The organism is Variovorax terrae (assembly GCF_022809125.1).
Taxonomy (GTDB): Bacteria; Pseudomonadota; Gammaproteobacteria; order Burkholderiales; family Burkholderiaceae_C; genus Variovorax_A; species Variovorax_A terrae.
Genome location: NZ_JALGBI010000001.1, coordinates 3,172,358 through 3,188,904 on the forward strand (window position 1 = coordinate 3,172,358; position 16,547 = coordinate 3,188,904).

Below are 16,547 nucleotides of genomic sequence, written 5' to 3' on the forward strand. Positions count from 1 at the left end.
AGCCGCTTTGTCGGTCAACTCAAGGCCTGCAATCCCATCTGGTTGAATCCAAATTTTCGGCTCCAGTTCTGAACTGGACCATCTAATCGGTCCAGCCAAATAGTTGCAGTAAAACAGCGCAAGCCCAATCGGCTCCTTTGCTCCAGACGGATGTACAAGTTTGAGAATGAGCCGGTCATGGTCATCATGAAATGCATTGAAGGACACAACTCCTCCCCTCCATTCCTGCAAATGAGACCGGAGTTTTTCAATATCTCGATTCGTCATAGTCATACTTACCTCACCACATTCAGCGGCTTTCCTCCGAAAAAGAACGTCGTTTTTGCAAAGAGTTCATCATTCGCAAGAATAGTTGAAAGCTCCCAGTTGGTGTGATTTCCAATCTCAAGCCCTCGATATGTAACACGAGCACCAAGTCCCTGTGTTCCTAGTTGTGAAACGGCTGGAATTTCAGCGGCAGACGATATCACGCCGTTCAAATTGAACTTAATACCCTCCGAGCGCTGCATGAGGAACCGAATATTGGACGCGAGCGCCTCGTCGCTCGCGGGCATAGCAGATGCGAACATATTCAAGTTTCCACCACCATAGGAGTAGTAGATTTTTGCGTTCTGGCTGCTGGCAAAGTCGCGCAATGCCCATTGACCTTCAGTACGTGTAAGACCCAGCCCGAGGTCGAAGCCTTCCAAAACTGCTCTACGACCAGTAGTGCTAAGTCCCATATCGCGCAAGGCTCGTAGCTCCGACAGCTTAATGGGGGAAGCGCCTGCTGCAGCATCAAGTGCACCGGAACTTCCTGCACCGCCAGTTCTTGACATCATTGAAGCGCTTGTCACGTTCCTCGCTGTCCATGCGCCAGTCGCTGCGGCCTTGCCCAACGCGTAGCTGGTCCCGGACAGTAGTGTCAGGCTCGCTTCACCTACAGCTTGCATGCCGTAGACGACTCCTCGGACATATTGACCTTGCGCAACGGCTTGCCGGGATTGCGTCGCAGCGCCATAGCCGGTCAACCCGCTGACAATTGCTCCCCCCAAAGTGCGCGCTCCATCGGTAACAGTTTTGGCAGCGCTCCCGAGTTTGTTGGCCCAGGACTGCTCCCCTTGCAGAACGCTCCAATACGGCTGATTCCAGCCGGCACTGAGGTCACTCGCAATCGACGGGGTCATGGTAACCATGGGCACGCTTCGGAAATCACCGAGTCCGTCCACCAAGTCATCCGGCCCCGAGGAATGAGCAATCACAACGACCTCACGCAAAGTGCCCTGGCTCGCAGGAGCTCCCCATTTCACGCTTTCGTACTGATACACACCAGAGGTGGCGCCGTTTGCGACCAACACATCTTCGCTGGTATCAGATGGCTGCGGCACGTATGGCCGAGTGCCTAACCCTTCAATGGTTGCCCAGTTGTTTTTGGGTACATCGCCCAGAACGATGTGGTCACCGTTGGCATCCACGTACGGTTGCCTCATGGCACCCGCTCCTTGGCTGTTGCTCATGCTCTCCGCCAGAGAGCTACCGATAGCATTACCAAACGCATTTGCCCTGACGCACCGCCGTAGTCGCACACGCCCGCGCGCCAATGCTGGCGCGGGCTTGCGGGCGTGAGAGGCGGCAGGCATGGGCGCGATTCTGCTGCAATTTCGCCGATACGCGGTTTTGCGCCTGCGGCGCTGGCGGCTAAGAGAGCAAGGGCGCGACGTAGGGATGCAACTCGTGCAGCAGTGTTCCAAGCGCTGTGATGAGCAGCACCACTTCATGCAGCGGGATCTTCCGTTTGGATTTTCGGTTCATGCGAAGAGCGTGCTCGATCACATCGAACTTTTCTTCCTGCGGTTTTTCCGACGCGTGCTTGCGATTGGGCTTTCGATTCATGGTGGACCGGGCTCCTGAGGTGTTCGCCTCATTGGGCTCAATCTCATCGAACTTTTCCTCTTGCGGGTTTTCCGGCACACGCACGGCCGCCCGAGCGCGGGCGCAGCCCGCGCGGAGGGTTGATCTCAGCGAGGCGCGTAGCCGGCCAGCGCCAGGCCCGCGCGCACGGCCTCCCCGGCACTGCGCATCACATAGGCTTCCTGCTGGTCGACGGCCAGGCCACGGTAGTCATCGAGCCCGACGCGCTTGAGGAACTGAGCGAAGGCCTGCGCCTGCTCGTCGGTGAGGTACACGGTGATGGGGATGGACTCGTGCTGCATGAAGGGTTTCCTTTCGGGTTGATGAGTGATGTGTGAAGACTGGCCCGCAAGCGGGCACAGCACCCCCCACCCCTCATGAGCGCAACACGCGGCGTCGGCGCCAGGCTGTCAAGGCTGGCCGCAGGCCACCGCGCTTGGCGCGGCGCGCAGCGGCCTTGACTGACTGGCGACGGCGCCGCAGCCTCGCCCTTCAAGAGGGATGGGTGGTGAGGCACTGACCGGGCACGGCGCGCAGCGCCGTGCAGGCTGTTCGGCTGTTGGTCCCCGGCTGTTTGGGGGAGGGCTTGGCTGTCGGCGGCGCGGCGGCAAGCCCGCAGGGCTGAAGCGCGCCGCCGGCAGACAGGCCCGGGGTGGGCGGGCCTTGTTTTGTGATGACTGCGCGCAGAGCGCGCCTGACCAAAGCTCTTGCGGTTGCGGCTTGCCGCTACCGCACCGACCATGGATGTTCAGCGCGCGGTGAGCGCTACACCGCGTGAGCGCTGACCGCGCGCGCAGGCGACGCGGGGCGCCAGACGTAACGTGTGTTGCGTCCAGCGCGGCCACCAAGCGCGCTTTGCGCGCGACTGGACGCGCTGGGTGCAACGCCACGTTACGTTGAATTGCGCAGCAATTCACCCCGCGTCGCCTGCCAGGTTGCAGCGGGCTCGATGCCCGATGCAACCTGCATCCCTGCTTCGCGCGAAGCGCCATGCTTTGTCTTAGCAGCGCTGGCCCGCCCGTCACGCCCGAGCGCGGCCACGGTATAGCGACGGCGCGCGGCTTGCCCGCATGCTGCTGCACTTCGCGCGCCAACCCGGCGCAAGCCGCGTGACGAGAGCGGTCCCTCGCCAGCAGCCGCTCTCGCGTGACGGCCGTGCGCAATGTAATTTACATGCGCGAGCCGCGCGCTCCAGCGTCAGCCGCGCAGGTCCAGCCGCGCTTGCAGGCCCGGTGCATGTCGCCCGAGCGCGGCCAGGATCGCCGGCGATGCGCCCGTGCAGCTCCACGTCCAGGACAGGCCGTCGACCTCGTGCAGCATCGTCGGGTGGGGATGGATTTCGATCGCGCCAAGCTCGCCGGCTCGCCCGATCGAGGCGGGATCGGCGATCACGGCATCGCGCAGCAGCGCACGAATCTCGTCACGGGTTTTCAGGTCTTTCATTTCAAGCTCCGGGGTTGATGGAGTCACCCATTAGGTCGTCACGACGGCCGCCGTGCGCATGCGCATCAACTCTTTTCTTCTTCCTCGGCCTCGGCCTCCAGCGCCTCCAGAAGGTCCCGGGCGCTCGCATCGTGATCGAGCCAGGGCTCGGCCGCATCCAGCGTGAGCGGCGCCTCTTGCAGGCCGCCCTGGATGCGCGCGCGCGGGCGCAGCCTGGCTCCCGGGTGCGTGATCGCGTGCACCTGCGCGAGCTGGCGGATCGCCACCTGCGTGTAGATCTGCGTGGAGCTGATGTCCGCGTGTCCGAGCATCGCCTGGATGTGCCGGATGTCCGCGCCTCCTTCGAGCATGAGCGTCGCCATCGTGTGGCGCCACAGGTGGCAGCCGCCGCGCTTGTTCACGCCGGCCGCCTGCACGTAGGTCGCGATGTGCGTGGACAGCCACGTGGGCGACAGCGGCACGCCTTCCCTGCCCAAGAAGAGCGTGGCGTCCTGATGGTTCCACACGAGCTGCGGCCGCGCCTCGTCGAGGTACAGCCGCACCCAGTGCGCCGCGCGCTCGCCCATCGGCACCATGCGGTCTTTCTGGCCCTTGCCCTGCCTCACGAGCACCACGCGCCGATCGAACTCCATGTCCGTCACGGCCAGGCCGGCGATCTCCGCGCGGCGGATGCCCGTGGCGTAGAGCAGCTCCATCATCGCCCGGTCGCGCAGCCCGATCGGCGAGCCCGTGTCGGCCATCGCCAGCACCCGCTCGGCCTCCGCGAAGGTGAGCACCGCATGCGGCAAGCGCTTGATCTTGCGCGGCAGCTCGACGTCCGCCGCCGGGTTCGCCGGGATTTCGCCCACGCGCGTGAGCCACTTGAAGAAGCCGCGCAAGGGCGTGATCTTGGCGCGCTGGCTGGCTACCGACAGCGGCTCGCCGTCGCGCTTTTTTCTGTAATGGAACAGCCAGCGCTGGTAGCGCTCGAGCACTTGCAGGCTCACTTGCTGCGGGTGCGTCACGCCGCGCTCGTCGGCCCAGATGATGAAGTCGCGCACGTAGCGCTCCACGTTCGCGCGGCCCATGCGCGTGTAGCCCTTCACGCCCAGATGCTCCAGGTAGCGGCGCATCGCCGCGAACAGGCCTCGCAGGTCCCCGGGCGCGCCGGTCGCGCGTGCGTAGTCGCCCTGGCTGAACTGGCCGCGCGCAAGTGGCTTGTGCGGGTGAGCTTCGATGCCGCTTCGCATGTGAGCTCCTTACGATGCAACGGCCGCCGCAGCCAAGGCGCCATCGCCCGCCAGGCGAGCATGGGCGCAGCTTGCGCGGCCATCCAGCCACTCCAACTTGCCTCCAACATGGCCGCCACTTGAGGCCATCTTGAGCCCATCTTGCGCGCCCTCGACCCCAACTTGCGTTGGTCGTAGTGATGGCCCGGTCTCCAGCGCTTCGGTCTCGATCAGCCCGCACAGCCTGCGCTCGTCGTCTTCGCCGCCGCCGTCCCACAGCAGCTCGTAGCTGAAGCTGTGGCCGCGGCTGCCCGCGTGCACGAGCAGGTATTCCATGTCGGCCAGGCGCGCGCAGTGCACCTTCAGCTGGTTGTCGCTCCAGCCGGTGGCGCCTCGCACGTCCCTGCGCGTGAAGCGCACCTGCGCGGGCGTGATGCGCGCATCGCTCGCGCGCTGGGCGACCATCGCCGCGATCAGGCGCAGGAGTTTTCTCGTTTGCGGCGGCATCTCATCGAGCGTGCGGCCCAGCACTTCGTGCGCCACCCGGTTCGCCAGCGCTATGTCGCCCTTGGTGACTTCGATGTAGTGCAGCTGCTGGCCCGCGTGCTCCACGCTCTTGACCTCGCGCTGGTGCTGGTGCACGAGCGCGATCGCGCGGATGAGCGTGAGGTACTTCATGTGGTCGCGCCGCGTGCGCGTCTTGTCCGCCAGGAAGGTGAGCTGGTCCGCATACGGGTTGACTACCGCCACGCTCGCGAGCAGCCGCTGCGCGTTGTGGTGCAGCGCCTGCACGCGCTCGCGGCCGGCCGATTGCAGCAGGCCTTCGAGCGTTTGCTTGTGCCGCTGCCTCGCGTGGATCGCGGCCGTCTGCTCGCGGCTTTCGTTCACCGAGAGGACCAGGCAGCGATTGAGCAGTTCTTCGTCCACGTCGATCGCCGTTGTGGTGAGCATCAGCATGACCGGGCCCTTGACGGTGTATTGCCTCGTTTGCAGGTTGCCCGTGGCTTCGTCCTTGGCCGTGCTCGCGATCGTGAGTTCACCGTCCGATTGCAAGAGCTTGAGCGCATACGCGGCTTGCCGCACGCCTTCTTCTTCGGCAATCGCCAGGATCTTGTGTTGCAGGTTGGTTTCGCCCAGGTAGTACAGGCTCTGGCCCGTCATCGCGCTGTAGCGGATGCGCTCTTCGGGCGGCACCAGGTTCAGCACCGCGTCCATGAGCGCGCTTTTGCCCGCTGCGCTCGTGGACTGGATCAGCACCGCGAGCGGCGCGTCGAGCTTCCTGCTCACGGCCGCCAGGTACGCGGCCACGAGGTTCATGTCCTCGCCCACCACACCCAGCGCATGCAGGTCCTGCACGATGCGCTGCATGAGGTCGGGTGAGCGCAGCAACTGCATCGCCTCAGCCTCTTCCTCGGCCGACAGGATCGGCGCCGTGGGGGTCTGTGGCTTGCGCGCCTGCGCCATCAGCTCGTCTTGCAGGCCTTCGAGCTTCATCAGCACCGCGCCCAGCTCGCGCTTGACAGCGTCTTCGCCCACGCCCAGCTCCACGCTCGCTTGCTTCACGAAGCTCGCGCGCGCCCTGGCCGCGTACACGTCCAGCGTGTCCACGAAGTAGCCGCCGCTCTTGTCGCAGCGCACCTGCACGTTCACCCGCATCGCCTCAGGCGTCGCGTTCTTCTTCCAGCCGCGAATGCGCCACGTGCATGCAGCCGCTTCGAGCTGCACTTCGTCGGGCAGCGCGCCAGCAGGCTCGTGCGTCGAATGCTGTGGCGCGCCGGGAGTTTTAGCGGCTAAGAAGGTGGCGGGTTCCGGGCCTTCTTCCTTCGCCGCGGTCTTCGCTGCGGGCGCGGCAGTGGGTGCGAGTTCAACCGGTTGAACCGAGGGCCGGCCGCTGCCGATCCACTCGGCTTGCCGCACCACCAGCGCGAGCGCCTTCTCAGGCGGGCTCATCTTGCAGGCGAATTCGTTGGCGTCCATCCCCTTGGGGAACTGCACGCGCAGCACTTCGAAGCCTTCGGCGATCAAGTGCGCCGCCAGCTCGCGCGCGCCTGCTTCGCCCGCCTCGTCGCGGTCATACGCGATCAGCACGCGCTCGATGTGGTTGGCTTTGAGCGCTTCGAGCATGTCTGCCGTGAAGCCGCTCGTGCCGTAGCTGGCCGTCACGTTCGTGTAGCCGCAGCTCCAGAAGCTCAGCGCGTCCAGGATCGCCTCGCACTGGATCACTTCGCGCTGGCCTTGCGGGCGCTGGCCCGCTTCCACGATGCCGGCGATGTTGAACACGCCGCGCGACCGCCGCCCTTCTTCGGGCTGGCGCAGGTACAGGTGCCGCGCCTGCTCGCGGCGCTTGTCGTCGTTGAGTTGACGGCCGTACACGTCCAGCACCTGGCCGCGCTCGTCCAGCACGGGCACCACCAGGCACCCGTTGAAGTGTTCGTGGCCCGACTCGCGCAGGATGCCCACGCGCTGCAGGCGACCGCGTATGTCGGCGCCGGCCGCGCGGTTTTTTAGCGGCAGGCGCAGGCCCAGCGTGCGGTCGCCTACGCCCAGCTTGAAGGTCTCGATCAACTGCGGGTGCACCAGGCCGCGCACCTTGAGGTACGCGAGTGCTGCTTCGTTGTCCTTGAGCTGCTGGTGGTAGTAGTCCACCACTTGCGCGAGCAAGGCCTGCTCGTTCGCATCGAACGAGACCGGCGCGGCAAGCGCGCGCACGGTCGTCGCCTTGCGCGGCGCTCCCGCGGCTAAGGCCGGATCGGCTTTCAACAGCTCCACCGCATGCCGGAAGCTCACGCCACGGGCTTTCATCACCCAGTCGATCGGACCGCCGCCTTCGTTGCAGCCGAAGCACCGCCACAGGTTCTTCGCGGGCGTGACCTTGAAGCTCGCGGTCTCCTCTTCGTGGAACGGGCAGCGCGCGGCCAGGTCGCGGCCTACGCGCTTCAACTCGATCCCCGCCGCTTCCACCAGCCGCTGCACGCTCACTTCGCTTTTGATGCGTTCGATCTCGTCTTCGGGGATGCGCGCCATCTGGGTGTCCTTGTCCGACCCCAGCGCGGGGTCATTGCTCGATTCGGGGGAGGAAATATTTTTCTCGGACGGACGTTATCACGTTTCGTGTTATTCTCAAACGCGATTCCAGATCGGGGGTTTAAGGTATGCACACCATCATTTCCTTGAGGTCCCTGCACGTGGCCATCAGCCAGGACGAGCGCGAGTTCTTTGTGCAGCTGGGAGCCCGCGTCGCCCAGCTGCGCAAGCAAAGCGGTATCACCCAGGTCCAGCTCGCAGAAGCCCTGGAGCTCTCCCAAGCCGCCATCACCGCCTACGAGAGCGGCCAGCGCCGCGTGCCCGTCTCCATGCTGCCTGCCCTGGCCCGCATCCTGGGCGTGAGCGTCGAGGAGCTGATCGGCGAGCAGCCTTCGCCCGCCGCTCGCAAGAGAGGGCCGGCTCCCAAGTTCCAGCAGCAGCTCGAGCGCATCAGCGCCCTGCCCAAGTCCAAGCAGAAGTTCGTCATGCAGGTGCTGGAGTCGGTCTTGCAGCAACAGGCCCGCTGATCGAGCGTTGAACGCACCAAGGGCCGCATCTAGCGGCCCTTGTGTTTGATGATCCCCCTGTCCTTAGCGGCTAAGGGGTGGGGAGAAGGGTTTCTTTTTCAAGCAGCAGGTTGGCGTCGTGCCAGCACATAGATCAACGTGATGGCCGCGCCCCACAGCAAACTATTCGCAATCAACGCCAGGAGGAGTCCCGCCCATCCGGGATCCGTAGTCATCACGAATCGACCCGGCGTCGTCAGAGCAGACAGCAGTGCCGGTATCACCGTTGCCTGGAAGTGATCGAACGTGGTCCAAGCGTCTTTGTCCTTGAAGCCAAGGCCCGTCACCCCAAGTGTCCAGATCCACAGGATCGCTGTGCACGCAGCATGCGCTGCGCTGAACATGAACCAGAGCTTGAGTCGAAGATTCGAAGCGATTTCAGCCACAGTACCTCTCCCTTAAAGCATCAGCGCAATCCGCGCTGGTAAAGATATTGTGCAAGTGCGTCTCTCCTTACGGCCGCAGCCGGCGTGTCCGGCGCGTAGTAGAAGTGGCCCGCACCCTGAGACATCTGATTCTTCAATGTGAAGGCCGACCCGATGAGAGAGGCATCCGACATGCCCGCAGTAATCGGATCGCCCTTGTCGTTGAGGTTCACGATGACGACGTTCTTGATGTTCGTCTCCGCTTGCAGCGTCTTCAAGTAGTCCGCGCTGATCGGCGAGCCAATGAGCACCAGGTTATCGACAGTTGTTCCGCCGCGTGCGTAGGTGACCGCCACTTGCGCAGCCACATTCGAACCATACGAGTAGCCGAGCAAGTTGAACTGACTTCCGCCAACCTGAGGCACGTTGTCCAGCAACGGCACGTAAGGCAACTCACCGAAGCGAGTGAGCTGTACACCAACCGTCGCATCTAGCCCGGTGCCATTCGAGTAAACGTCTCTGTTGGCAGGCGTGAGCGCGATGCCTTGCTTGTTGAAGGCGCGCACCATGTCTTTGATGTACGAACCATCCATGCCCGCGCCACCGAAGAACACATTGCCCTTGACGTTCTCGCCGGGCAGCAGCACGTTGTCCGGCACGGGAACATCGGTGGTGCCGCCAGTCGGGTTGCCCGCGATATCCATTTCCGGAATCTGCATCGTGCGACCAGGACCACCAGCTGGTGGACGATTTCGATCGCCCGAAGCGGGCGTGAGCGGCGCTCTCATGTTGGTGAGCGGGCCAGTGCCAGCAACGACGATTACGTCGTCGGGATTCGCAGCTACAGGCGTGTTGTCATCAAACGCTTGCACCAGCTGGTCGTAAGCAGCAGAGGCATAGGGCGTGCTAAACGATGGGCCAGCGTTCGCGCTGTAGATCGGCAAGTTCATCGGATTCGATTGTGCCAAGCGTTGGGCATGGTCCTCGCCGAACGTCGTTGCAGGCGACGAACTCACCGAGCCCACGAGCCCTTGACCCAGCGCATTGCCAAACGCATTTGCCCTGACGCACCGCCGTAGTCGCACACGCCCGCGCGCCAATGCTGGCGCGGGCTTGCGGGCGTGAGAGGCGGCAGGCATGGGCGCGATTCTGCTGCAATTTCGCCGATACGCGGTTTTGCGCCTGCGGCGCTGGCGGCTAAGAGAGCAAGGGCGCGACGTAGGGATGCAACTCGTGCAGCAGTGTTCCAAGCGCTGTGATGAGCAGCACCACTTCATGCAGCGGGATCTTCCGTTTGGATTTTCGGTTCATGCGAAGAGCGTGCTCGATCACATCGAACTTTTCTTCCTGCGGTTTTTCCGACGCGTGCTTGCGATTGGGCTTTCGATTCATGGTGGACCGGGCTCCTGAGGTGTTCGCCTCATTGGGCTCAATCTCATCGAACTTTTCCTCTTGCGGGTTTTCCGGCACACGCACGGCCGCCCGAGCGCGGGCGCAGCCCGCGCGGAGGGTTGATCTCAGCGAGGCGCGTAGCCGGCCAGCGCCAGGCCCGCGCGCACGGCCTCCCCGGCACTGCGCATCACATAGGCTTCCTGCTGGTCGACGGCCAGGCCACGGTAGTCATCGAGCCCGACGCGCTTGAGGAACTGAGCGAAGGCCTGCGCCTGCTCGTCGGTGAGGTACACGGTGATGGGGATGGACTCGTGCTGCATGAAGGGTTTCCTTTCGGGTTGATGAGTGATGTGTGAAGACTGGCCCGCAAGCGGGCACAGCACCCCCCACCCCTCATGAGCGCAACACGCGGCGTCGGCGCCAGGCTGTCAAGGCTGGCCGCAGGCCACCGCGCTTGGCGCGGCGCGCAGCGGCCTTGACTGACTGGCGACGGCGCCGCAGCCTCGCCCTTCAAGAGGGATGGGTGGTGAGGCACTGACCGGGCACGGCGCGCAGCGCCGTGCAGGCTGTTCGGCTGTTGGTCCCCGGCTGTTTGGGGGAGGGCTTGGCTGTCGGCGGCGCGGCGGCAAGCCCGCAGGGCTGAAGCGCGCCGCCGGCAGACAGGCCCGGGGTGGGCGGGCCTTGTTTTGTGATGACTGCGCGCAGAGCGCGCCTGACCAAAGCTCTTGCGGTTGCGGCTTGCCGCTACCGCACCGACCATGGATGTTCAGCGCGCGGTGAGCGCTACACCGCGTGAGCGCTGACCGCGCGCGCAGGCGACGCGGGGCGCCAGACGTAACGTGTGTTGCGTCCAGCGCGGCCACCAAGCGCGCTTTGCGCGCGACTGGACGCGCTGGGTGCAACGCCACGTTACGTTGAATTGCGCAGCAATTCACCCCGCGTCGCCTGCCAGGTTGCAGCGGGCTCGATGCCCGATGCAACCTGCATCCCTGCTTCGCGCGAAGCGCCATGCTTTGTCTTAGCAGCGCTGGCCCGCCCGTCACGCCCGAGCGCGGCCACGGTATAGCGACGGCGCGCGGCTTGCCCGCATGCTGCTGCACTTCGCGCGCCAACCCGGCGCAAGCCGCGTGACGAGAGCGGTCCCTCGCCAGCAGCCGCTCTCGCGTGACGGCCGTGCGCAATGTAATTTACATGCGCGAGCCGCGCGCTCCAGCGTCAGCCGCGCAGGTCCAGCCGCGCTTGCAGGCCCGGTGCATGTCGCCCGAGCGCGGCCAGGATCGCCGGCGATGCGCCCGTGCAGCTCCACGTCCAGGACAGGCCGTCGACCTCGTGCAGCATCGTCGGGTGGGGATGGATTTCGATCGCGCCAAGCTCGCCGGCTCGCCCGATCGAGGCGGGATCGGCGATCACGGCATCGCGCAGCAGCGCACGAATCTCGTCACGGGTTTTCAGGTCTTTCATTTCAAGCTCCGGGGTTGATGGAGTCACCCATTAGGTCGTCACGACGGCCGCCGTGCGCATGCGCATCAACTCTTTTCTTCTTCCTCGGCCTCGGCCTCCAGCGCCTCCAGAAGGTCCCGGGCGCTCGCATCGTGATCGAGCCAGGGCTCGGCCGCATCCAGCGTGAGCGGCGCCTCTTGCAGGCCGCCCTGGATGCGCGCGCGCGGGCGCAGCCTGGCTCCCGGGTGCGTGATCGCGTGCACCTGCGCGAGCTGGCGGATCGCCACCTGCGTGTAGATCTGCGTGGAGCTGATGTCCGCGTGTCCGAGCATCGCCTGGATGTGCCGGATGTCCGCGCCTCCTTCGAGCATGAGCGTCGCCATCGTGTGGCGCCACAGGTGGCAGCCGCCGCGCTTGTTCACGCCGGCCGCCTGCACGTAGGTCGCGATGTGCGTGGACAGCCACGTGGGCGACAGCGGCACGCCTTCCCTGCCCAAGAAGAGCGTGGCGTCCTGATGGTTCCACACGAGCTGCGGCCGCGCCTCGTCGAGGTACAGCCGCACCCAGTGCGCCGCGCGCTCGCCCATCGGCACCATGCGGTCTTTCTGGCCCTTGCCCTGCCTCACGAGCACCACGCGCCGATCGAACTCCATGTCCGTCACGGCCAGGCCGGCGATCTCCGCGCGGCGGATGCCCGTGGCGTAGAGCAGCTCCATCATCGCCCGGTCGCGCAGCCCGATCGGCGAGCCCGTGTCGGCCATCGCCAGCACCCGCTCGGCCTCCGCGAAGGTGAGCACCGCATGCGGCAAGCGCTTGATCTTGCGCGGCAGCTCGACGTCCGCCGCCGGGTTCGCCGGGATTTCGCCCACGCGCGTGAGCCACTTGAAGAAGCCGCGCAAGGGCGTGATCTTGGCGCGCTGGCTGGCTACCGACAGCGGCTCGCCGTCGCGCTTTTTTCTGTAATGGAACAGCCAGCGCTGGTAGCGCTCGAGCACTTGCAGGCTCACTTGCTGCGGGTGCGTCACGCCGCGCTCGTCGGCCCAGATGATGAAGTCGCGCACGTAGCGCTCCACGTTCGCGCGGCCCATGCGCGTGTAGCCCTTCACGCCCAGATGCTCCAGGTAGCGGCGCATCGCCGCGAACAGGCCTCGCAGGTCCCCGGGCGCGCCGGTCGCGCGTGCGTAGTCGCCCTGGCTGAACTGGCCGCGCGCAAGTGGCTTGTGCGGGTGAGCTTCGATGCCGCTTCGCATGTGAGCTCCTTACGATGCAACGGCCGCCGCAGCCAAGGCGCCATCGCCCGCCAGGCGAGCATGGGCGCAGCTTGCGCGGCCATCCAGCCACTCCAACTTGCCTCCAACATGGCCGCCACTTGAGGCCATCTTGAGCCCATCTTGCGCGCCCTCGACCCCAACTTGCGTTGGTCGTAGTGATGGCCCGGTCTCCAGCGCTTCGGTCTCGATCAGCCCGCACAGCCTGCGCTCGTCGTCTTCGCCGCCGCCGTCCCACAGCAGCTCGTAGCTGAAGCTGTGGCCGCGGCTGCCCGCGTGCACGAGCAGGTATTCCATGTCGGCCAGGCGCGCGCAGTGCACCTTCAGCTGGTTGTCGCTCCAGCCGGTGGCGCCTCGCACGTCCCTGCGCGTGAAGCGCACCTGCGCGGGCGTGATGCGCGCATCGCTCGCGCGCTGGGCGACCATCGCCGCGATCAGGCGCAGGAGTTTTCTCGTTTGCGGCGGCATCTCATCGAGCGTGCGGCCCAGCACTTCGTGCGCCACCCGGTTCGCCAGCGCTATGTCGCCCTTGGTGACTTCGATGTAGTGCAGCTGCTGGCCCGCGTGCTCCACGCTCTTGACCTCGCGCTGGTGCTGGTGCACGAGCGCGATCGCGCGGATGAGCGTGAGGTACTTCATGTGGTCGCGCCGCGTGCGCGTCTTGTCCGCCAGGAAGGTGAGCTGGTCCGCATACGGGTTGACTACCGCCACGCTCGCGAGCAGCCGCTGCGCGTTGTGGTGCAGCGCCTGCACGCGCTCGCGGCCGGCCGATTGCAGCAGGCCTTCGAGCGTTTGCTTGTGCCGCTGCCTCGCGTGGATCGCGGCCGTCTGCTCGCGGCTTTCGTTCACCGAGAGGACCAGGCAGCGATTGAGCAGTTCTTCGTCCACGTCGATCGCCGTTGTGGTGAGCATCAGCATGACCGGGCCCTTGACGGTGTATTGCCTCGTTTGCAGGTTGCCCGTGGCTTCGTCCTTGGCCGTGCTCGCGATCGTGAGTTCACCGTCCGATTGCAAGAGCTTGAGCGCATACGCGGCTTGCCGCACGCCTTCTTCTTCGGCAATCGCCAGGATCTTGTGTTGCAGGTTGGTTTCGCCCAGGTAGTACAGGCTCTGGCCCGTCATCGCGCTGTAGCGGATGCGCTCTTCGGGCGGCACCAGGTTCAGCACCGCGTCCATGAGCGCGCTTTTGCCCGCTGCGCTCGTGGACTGGATCAGCACCGCGAGCGGCGCGTCGAGCTTCCTGCTCACGGCCGCCAGGTACGCGGCCACGAGGTTCATGTCCTCGCCCACCACACCCAGCGCATGCAGGTCCTGCACGATGCGCTGCATGAGGTCGGGTGAGCGCAGCAACTGCATCGCCTCAGCCTCTTCCTCGGCCGACAGGATCGGCGCCGTGGGGGTCTGTGGCTTGCGCGCCTGCGCCATCAGCTCGTCTTGCAGGCCTTCGAGCTTCATCAGCACCGCGCCCAGCTCGCGCTTGACAGCGTCTTCGCCCACGCCCAGCTCCACGCTCGCTTGCTTCACGAAGCTCGCGCGCGCCCTGGCCGCGTACACGTCCAGCGTGTCCACGAAGTAGCCGCCGCTCTTGTCGCAGCGCACCTGCACGTTCACCCGCATCGCCTCAGGCGTCGCGTTCTTCTTCCAGCCGCGAATGCGCCACGTGCATGCAGCCGCTTCGAGCTGCACTTCGTCGGGCAGCGCGCCAGCAGGCTCGTGCGTCGAATGCTGTGGCGCGCCGGGAGTTTTAGCGGCTAAGAAGGTGGCGGGTTCCGGGCCTTCTTCCTTCGCCGCGGTCTTCGCTGCGGGCGCGGCAGTGGGTGCGAGTTCAACCGGTTGAACCGAGGGCCGGCCGCTGCCGATCCACTCGGCTTGCCGCACCACCAGCGCGAGCGCCTTCTCAGGCGGGCTCATCTTGCAGGCGAATTCGTTGGCGTCCATCCCCTTGGGGAACTGCACGCGCAGCACTTCGAAGCCTTCGGCGATCAAGTGCGCCGCCAGCTCGCGCGCGCCTGCTTCGCCCGCCTCGTCGCGGTCATACGCGATCAGCACGCGCTCGATGTGGTTGGCTTTGAGCGCTTCGAGCATGTCTGCCGTGAAGCCGCTCGTGCCGTAGCTGGCCGTCACGTTCGTGTAGCCGCAGCTCCAGAAGCTCAGCGCGTCCAGGATCGCCTCGCACTGGATCACTTCGCGCTGGCCTTGCGGGCGCTGGCCCGCTTCCACGATGCCGGCGATGTTGAACACGCCGCGCGACCGCCGCCCTTCTTCGGGCTGGCGCAGGTACAGGTGCCGCGCCTGCTCGCGGCGCTTGTCGTCGTTGAGTTGACGGCCGTACACGTCCAGCACCTGGCCGCGCTCGTCCAGCACGGGCACCACCAGGCACCCGTTGAAGTGTTCGTGGCCCGACTCGCGCAGGATGCCCACGCGCTGCAGGCGACCGCGTATGTCGGCGCCGGCCGCGCGGTTTTTTAGCGGCAGGCGCAGGCCCAGCGTGCGGTCGCCTACGCCCAGCTTGAAGGTCTCGATCAACTGCGGGTGCACCAGGCCGCGCACCTTGAGGTACGCGAGTGCTGCTTCGTTGTCCTTGAGCTGCTGGTGGTAGTAGTCCACCACTTGCGCGAGCAAGGCCTGCTCGTTCGCATCGAACGAGACCGGCGCGGCAAGCGCGCGCACGGTCGTCGCCTTGCGCGGCGCTCCCGCGGCTAAGGCCGGATCGGCTTTCAACAGCTCCACCGCATGCCGGAAGCTCACGCCACGGGCTTTCATCACCCAGTCGATCGGACCGCCGCCTTCGTTGCAGCCGAAGCACCGCCACAGGTTCTTCGCGGGCGTGACCTTGAAGCTCGCGGTCTCCTCTTCGTGGAACGGGCAGCGCGCGGCCAGGTCGCGGCCTACGCGCTTCAACTCGATCCCCGCCGCTTCCACCAGCCGCTGCACGCTCACTTCGCTTTTGATGCGTTCGATCTCGTCTTCGGGGATGCGCGCCATCTGGGTGTCCTTGTCCGACCCCAGCGCGGGGTCATTGCTCGATTCGGGGGAGGAAATATTTTTCTCGGACGGACGTTATCACGTTTCGTGTTATTCTCAAACGCGATTCCAGATCGGGGGTTTAAGGTATGCACACCATCATTTCCTTGAGGTCCCTGCACGTGGCCATCAGCCAGGACGAGCGCGAGTTCTTTGTGCAGCTGGGAGCCCGCGTCGCCCAGCTGCGCAAGCAAAGCGGTATCACCCAGGTCCAGCTCGCAGAAGCCCTGGAGCTCTCCCAAGCCGCCATCACCGCCTACGAGAGCGGCCAGCGCCGCGTGCCCGTCTCCATGCTGCCTGCCCTGGCCCGCATCCTGGGCGTGAGCGTCGAGGAGCTGATCGGCGAGCAGCCTTCGCCCGCCGCTCGCAAGAGAGGGCCGGCTCCCAAGTTCCAGCAGCAGCTCGAGCGCATCAGCGCCCTGCCCAAGTCCAAGCAGAAGTTCGTCATGCAGGTGCTGGAGTCGGTCTTGCAGCAACAGGCCCGCTGATCGAGCGTTGAACGCACCAAGGGCCGCATCTAGCGGCCCTTGTGTTTGATGATCCCCCTGTCCTTAGCGGCTAAGGGGTGGGGAGAAGGGTTTCTTTTTCAAGCAGCAGGTTGGCGTCGTGCCAGCACATAGATCAACGTGATGGCCGCGCCCCACAGCAAACTATTCGCAATCAACGCCAGGAGGAGTCCCGCCCATCCGGGATCCGTAGTCATCACGAATCGACCCGGCGTCGTCAGAGCAGACAGCAGTGCCGGTATCACCGTTGCCTGGAAGTGATCGAACGTGGTCCAAGCGTCTTTGTCCTTGAAGCCAAGGCCCGTCACCCCAAGTGTCCAGATCCACAGGATCGCTGTGCACGCAGCATGCGCTGCGCTGAACATGAACCAGAGCTTGAGTCGAAGATTCGAAGCGATTTCAGCCACAGTACCTCTCCCTT

17 protein-coding genes are annotated in these 16,547 nt (G+C 65.1%); 2 read left to right on the forward strand and 15 right to left on the reverse strand.

The genetic code is table 11. The annotated features are described in order from the left end of the window. Positions 1 to 14: 14 nt before the first annotated feature. The 7 genes from MMF98_RS14935 to MMF98_RS14965 form a co-directional block, all read right to left on the reverse strand. Complete coding sequence (locus tag MMF98_RS14935; RefSeq protein WP_243307166.1) at positions 15 to 188, reverse strand: hypothetical protein; 174 nt, start codon at positions 186 to 188, stop codon at positions 15 to 17. A gap of 87 nt (positions 189 to 275) precedes the next feature. Beyond that, complete coding sequence (locus MMF98_RS14940) at positions 276 to 1,469, reverse strand: hypothetical protein (RefSeq protein WP_243307167.1); 1,194 nt, start codon at positions 1,467 to 1,469, stop codon at positions 276 to 278. 208 nt (positions 1,470 to 1,677) lie between these two features. Beyond that, positions 1,678 to 1,872: a hypothetical protein gene (locus tag MMF98_RS14945; RefSeq protein ID WP_243307168.1), complete on the reverse strand. Its 195-nt coding sequence runs from the start codon at positions 1,870 to 1,872 to the stop codon at positions 1,678 to 1,680. 125 nt (positions 1,873 to 1,997) lie between these two features. Continuing rightward, positions 1,998 to 2,192 (reverse strand): DUF7706 family protein, encoded by a 195-nt coding sequence (locus tag MMF98_RS14950; protein WP_243307170.1) that lies wholly within the window; start codon positions 2,190 to 2,192, stop codon positions 1,998 to 2,000. Between the two features lie 895 nt (positions 2,193 to 3,087). Beyond that, positions 3,088 to 3,333, reverse strand: coding sequence for a hypothetical protein (locus tag MMF98_RS14955; RefSeq protein WP_243307172.1), 246 nt, complete (start codon positions 3,331 to 3,333; stop codon positions 3,088 to 3,090). A 65-nt stretch (positions 3,334 to 3,398) separates the two neighbouring features. After that, a complete protein-coding gene (gene xerC / locus MMF98_RS14960; protein WP_243307173.1) occupies positions 3,399 to 4,562 on the reverse strand; it encodes a site-specific tyrosine recombinase XerC in 1,164 nt (387 codons plus the stop codon). A 9-nt stretch (positions 4,563 to 4,571) separates the two neighbouring features. Continuing rightward, the gene (locus MMF98_RS14965) at positions 4,572 to 7,565 is read right to left on the reverse strand and encodes a CHC2 zinc finger domain-containing protein (RefSeq protein WP_243307174.1); all 2,994 of its coding nucleotides are present in this window, start codon (positions 7,563 to 7,565) and stop codon (positions 4,572 to 4,574) included. Between the two features lie 146 nt (positions 7,566 to 7,711). Between MMF98_RS14965 and MMF98_RS14970 the strand changes: the two genes are divergently transcribed. Next, a complete protein-coding gene (locus tag MMF98_RS14970) occupies positions 7,712 to 8,092 on the forward strand; it encodes a helix-turn-helix domain-containing protein (protein ID WP_243307176.1) in 381 nt (126 codons plus the stop codon). Positions 8,093 to 8,190: 98 nt separating this feature from the next. Here the strand turns inward: MMF98_RS14970 and MMF98_RS14975 are convergent, their stop codons facing one another. The 7 genes from MMF98_RS14975 to MMF98_RS15005 all read right to left on the reverse strand — a co-directional run bounded on the left by MMF98_RS14975 (position 8,191) and on the right by MMF98_RS15005 (position 15,581). Further along, entirely contained in the window at positions 8,191 to 8,517 is a 327-nt protein-coding gene (locus tag MMF98_RS14975; RefSeq protein WP_243307177.1) for a hypothetical protein, read from the reverse strand. A 20-nt stretch (positions 8,518 to 8,537) separates the two neighbouring features. After that, positions 8,538 to 9,635, reverse strand: coding sequence for a hypothetical protein (locus MMF98_RS14980; RefSeq protein ID WP_243307178.1), 1,098 nt, complete (start codon positions 9,633 to 9,635; stop codon positions 8,538 to 8,540). Positions 9,636 to 9,693: 58 nt separating this feature from the next. Beyond that, positions 9,694 to 9,888: a hypothetical protein gene (locus MMF98_RS14985; RefSeq protein WP_243307168.1), complete on the reverse strand. Its 195-nt coding sequence runs from the start codon at positions 9,886 to 9,888 to the stop codon at positions 9,694 to 9,696. 125 nt (positions 9,889 to 10,013) lie between these two features. After that, the gene (locus tag MMF98_RS14990) at positions 10,014 to 10,208 is read right to left on the reverse strand and encodes a DUF7706 family protein (RefSeq protein ID WP_243307170.1); all 195 of its coding nucleotides are present in this window, start codon (positions 10,206 to 10,208) and stop codon (positions 10,014 to 10,016) included. Positions 10,209 to 11,103: 895 nt separating this feature from the next. After that, a complete protein-coding gene (locus MMF98_RS14995; protein ID WP_243307172.1) occupies positions 11,104 to 11,349 on the reverse strand; it encodes a hypothetical protein in 246 nt (81 codons plus the stop codon). A gap of 65 nt (positions 11,350 to 11,414) precedes the next feature. Next, positions 11,415 to 12,578 carry a site-specific tyrosine recombinase XerC gene (gene xerC / locus MMF98_RS15000; protein ID WP_243307173.1) on the reverse strand — a complete coding sequence of 388 codons (1,164 nt, stop codon included), beginning with the start codon at positions 12,576 to 12,578 and terminating at the stop codon, positions 11,415 to 11,417. A 9-nt stretch (positions 12,579 to 12,587) separates the two neighbouring features. Next, positions 12,588 to 15,581, reverse strand: coding sequence for a CHC2 zinc finger domain-containing protein (locus tag MMF98_RS15005; RefSeq protein ID WP_243307174.1), 2,994 nt, complete (start codon positions 15,579 to 15,581; stop codon positions 12,588 to 12,590). 146 nt (positions 15,582 to 15,727) lie between these two features. On the opposite strand from MMF98_RS15005, the gene MMF98_RS15010 reads away from it, so the two are divergent. Beyond that, positions 15,728 to 16,108, forward strand: coding sequence for a helix-turn-helix domain-containing protein (locus MMF98_RS15010; protein ID WP_243307176.1), 381 nt, complete (start codon positions 15,728 to 15,730; stop codon positions 16,106 to 16,108). 98 nt (positions 16,109 to 16,206) lie between these two features. Here MMF98_RS15010 and MMF98_RS15015 read toward each other — a convergent pair whose 3' ends face one another. After that, entirely contained in the window at positions 16,207 to 16,533 is a 327-nt protein-coding gene (locus MMF98_RS15015; RefSeq protein WP_243307177.1) for a hypothetical protein, read from the reverse strand. Positions 16,534 to 16,547: the final 14 nt, after the last annotated feature.

Excerpts from the sequence above, each read along its gene's own strand:
- MMF98_RS14990 (WP_243307170.1), bottom strand. The coding sequence starts at position 10,208 with ATGCAGCACGAGTCCATCCCCATCACCGTGTACCTCACCGACGAGCAG.
- xerC (WP_243307173.1), bottom strand. The coding sequence starts at position 12,578 with ATGCGAAGCGGCATCGAAGCTCACCCGCACAAGCCACTTGCGCGCGGC.
- MMF98_RS14940 (WP_243307167.1), bottom strand. The coding sequence starts at position 1,469 with ATGAGGCAACCGTACGTGGATGCCAACGGTGACCACATCGTTCTGGGC.
- MMF98_RS14945 (WP_243307168.1), bottom strand. The coding sequence starts at position 1,872 with ATGAATCGAAAGCCCAATCGCAAGCACGCGTCGGAAAAACCGCAGGAA.
- MMF98_RS14935 (WP_243307166.1), bottom strand. The coding sequence starts at position 188 with ATGATGACCATGACCGGCTCATTCTCAAACTTGTACATCCGTCTGGAG.
- MMF98_RS14995 (WP_243307172.1), bottom strand. The coding sequence starts at position 11,349 with ATGAAAGACCTGAAAACCCGTGACGAGATTCGTGCGCTGCTGCGCGAT.
- MMF98_RS14965 (WP_243307174.1), bottom strand. The coding sequence starts at position 7,565 with ATGGCGCGCATCCCCGAAGACGAGATCGAACGCATCAAAAGCGAAGTG.
- MMF98_RS14950 (WP_243307170.1), bottom strand. The coding sequence starts at position 2,192 with ATGCAGCACGAGTCCATCCCCATCACCGTGTACCTCACCGACGAGCAG.
- MMF98_RS14980 (WP_243307178.1), bottom strand. The coding sequence starts at position 9,635 with ATGCCTGCCGCCTCTCACGCCCGCAAGCCCGCGCCAGCATTGGCGCGC.
- MMF98_RS14985 (WP_243307168.1), bottom strand. The coding sequence starts at position 9,888 with ATGAATCGAAAGCCCAATCGCAAGCACGCGTCGGAAAAACCGCAGGAA.
- MMF98_RS14955 (WP_243307172.1), bottom strand. The coding sequence starts at position 3,333 with ATGAAAGACCTGAAAACCCGTGACGAGATTCGTGCGCTGCTGCGCGAT.
- MMF98_RS15005 (WP_243307174.1), bottom strand. The coding sequence starts at position 15,581 with ATGGCGCGCATCCCCGAAGACGAGATCGAACGCATCAAAAGCGAAGTG.
- xerC (WP_243307173.1), bottom strand. The coding sequence starts at position 4,562 with ATGCGAAGCGGCATCGAAGCTCACCCGCACAAGCCACTTGCGCGCGGC.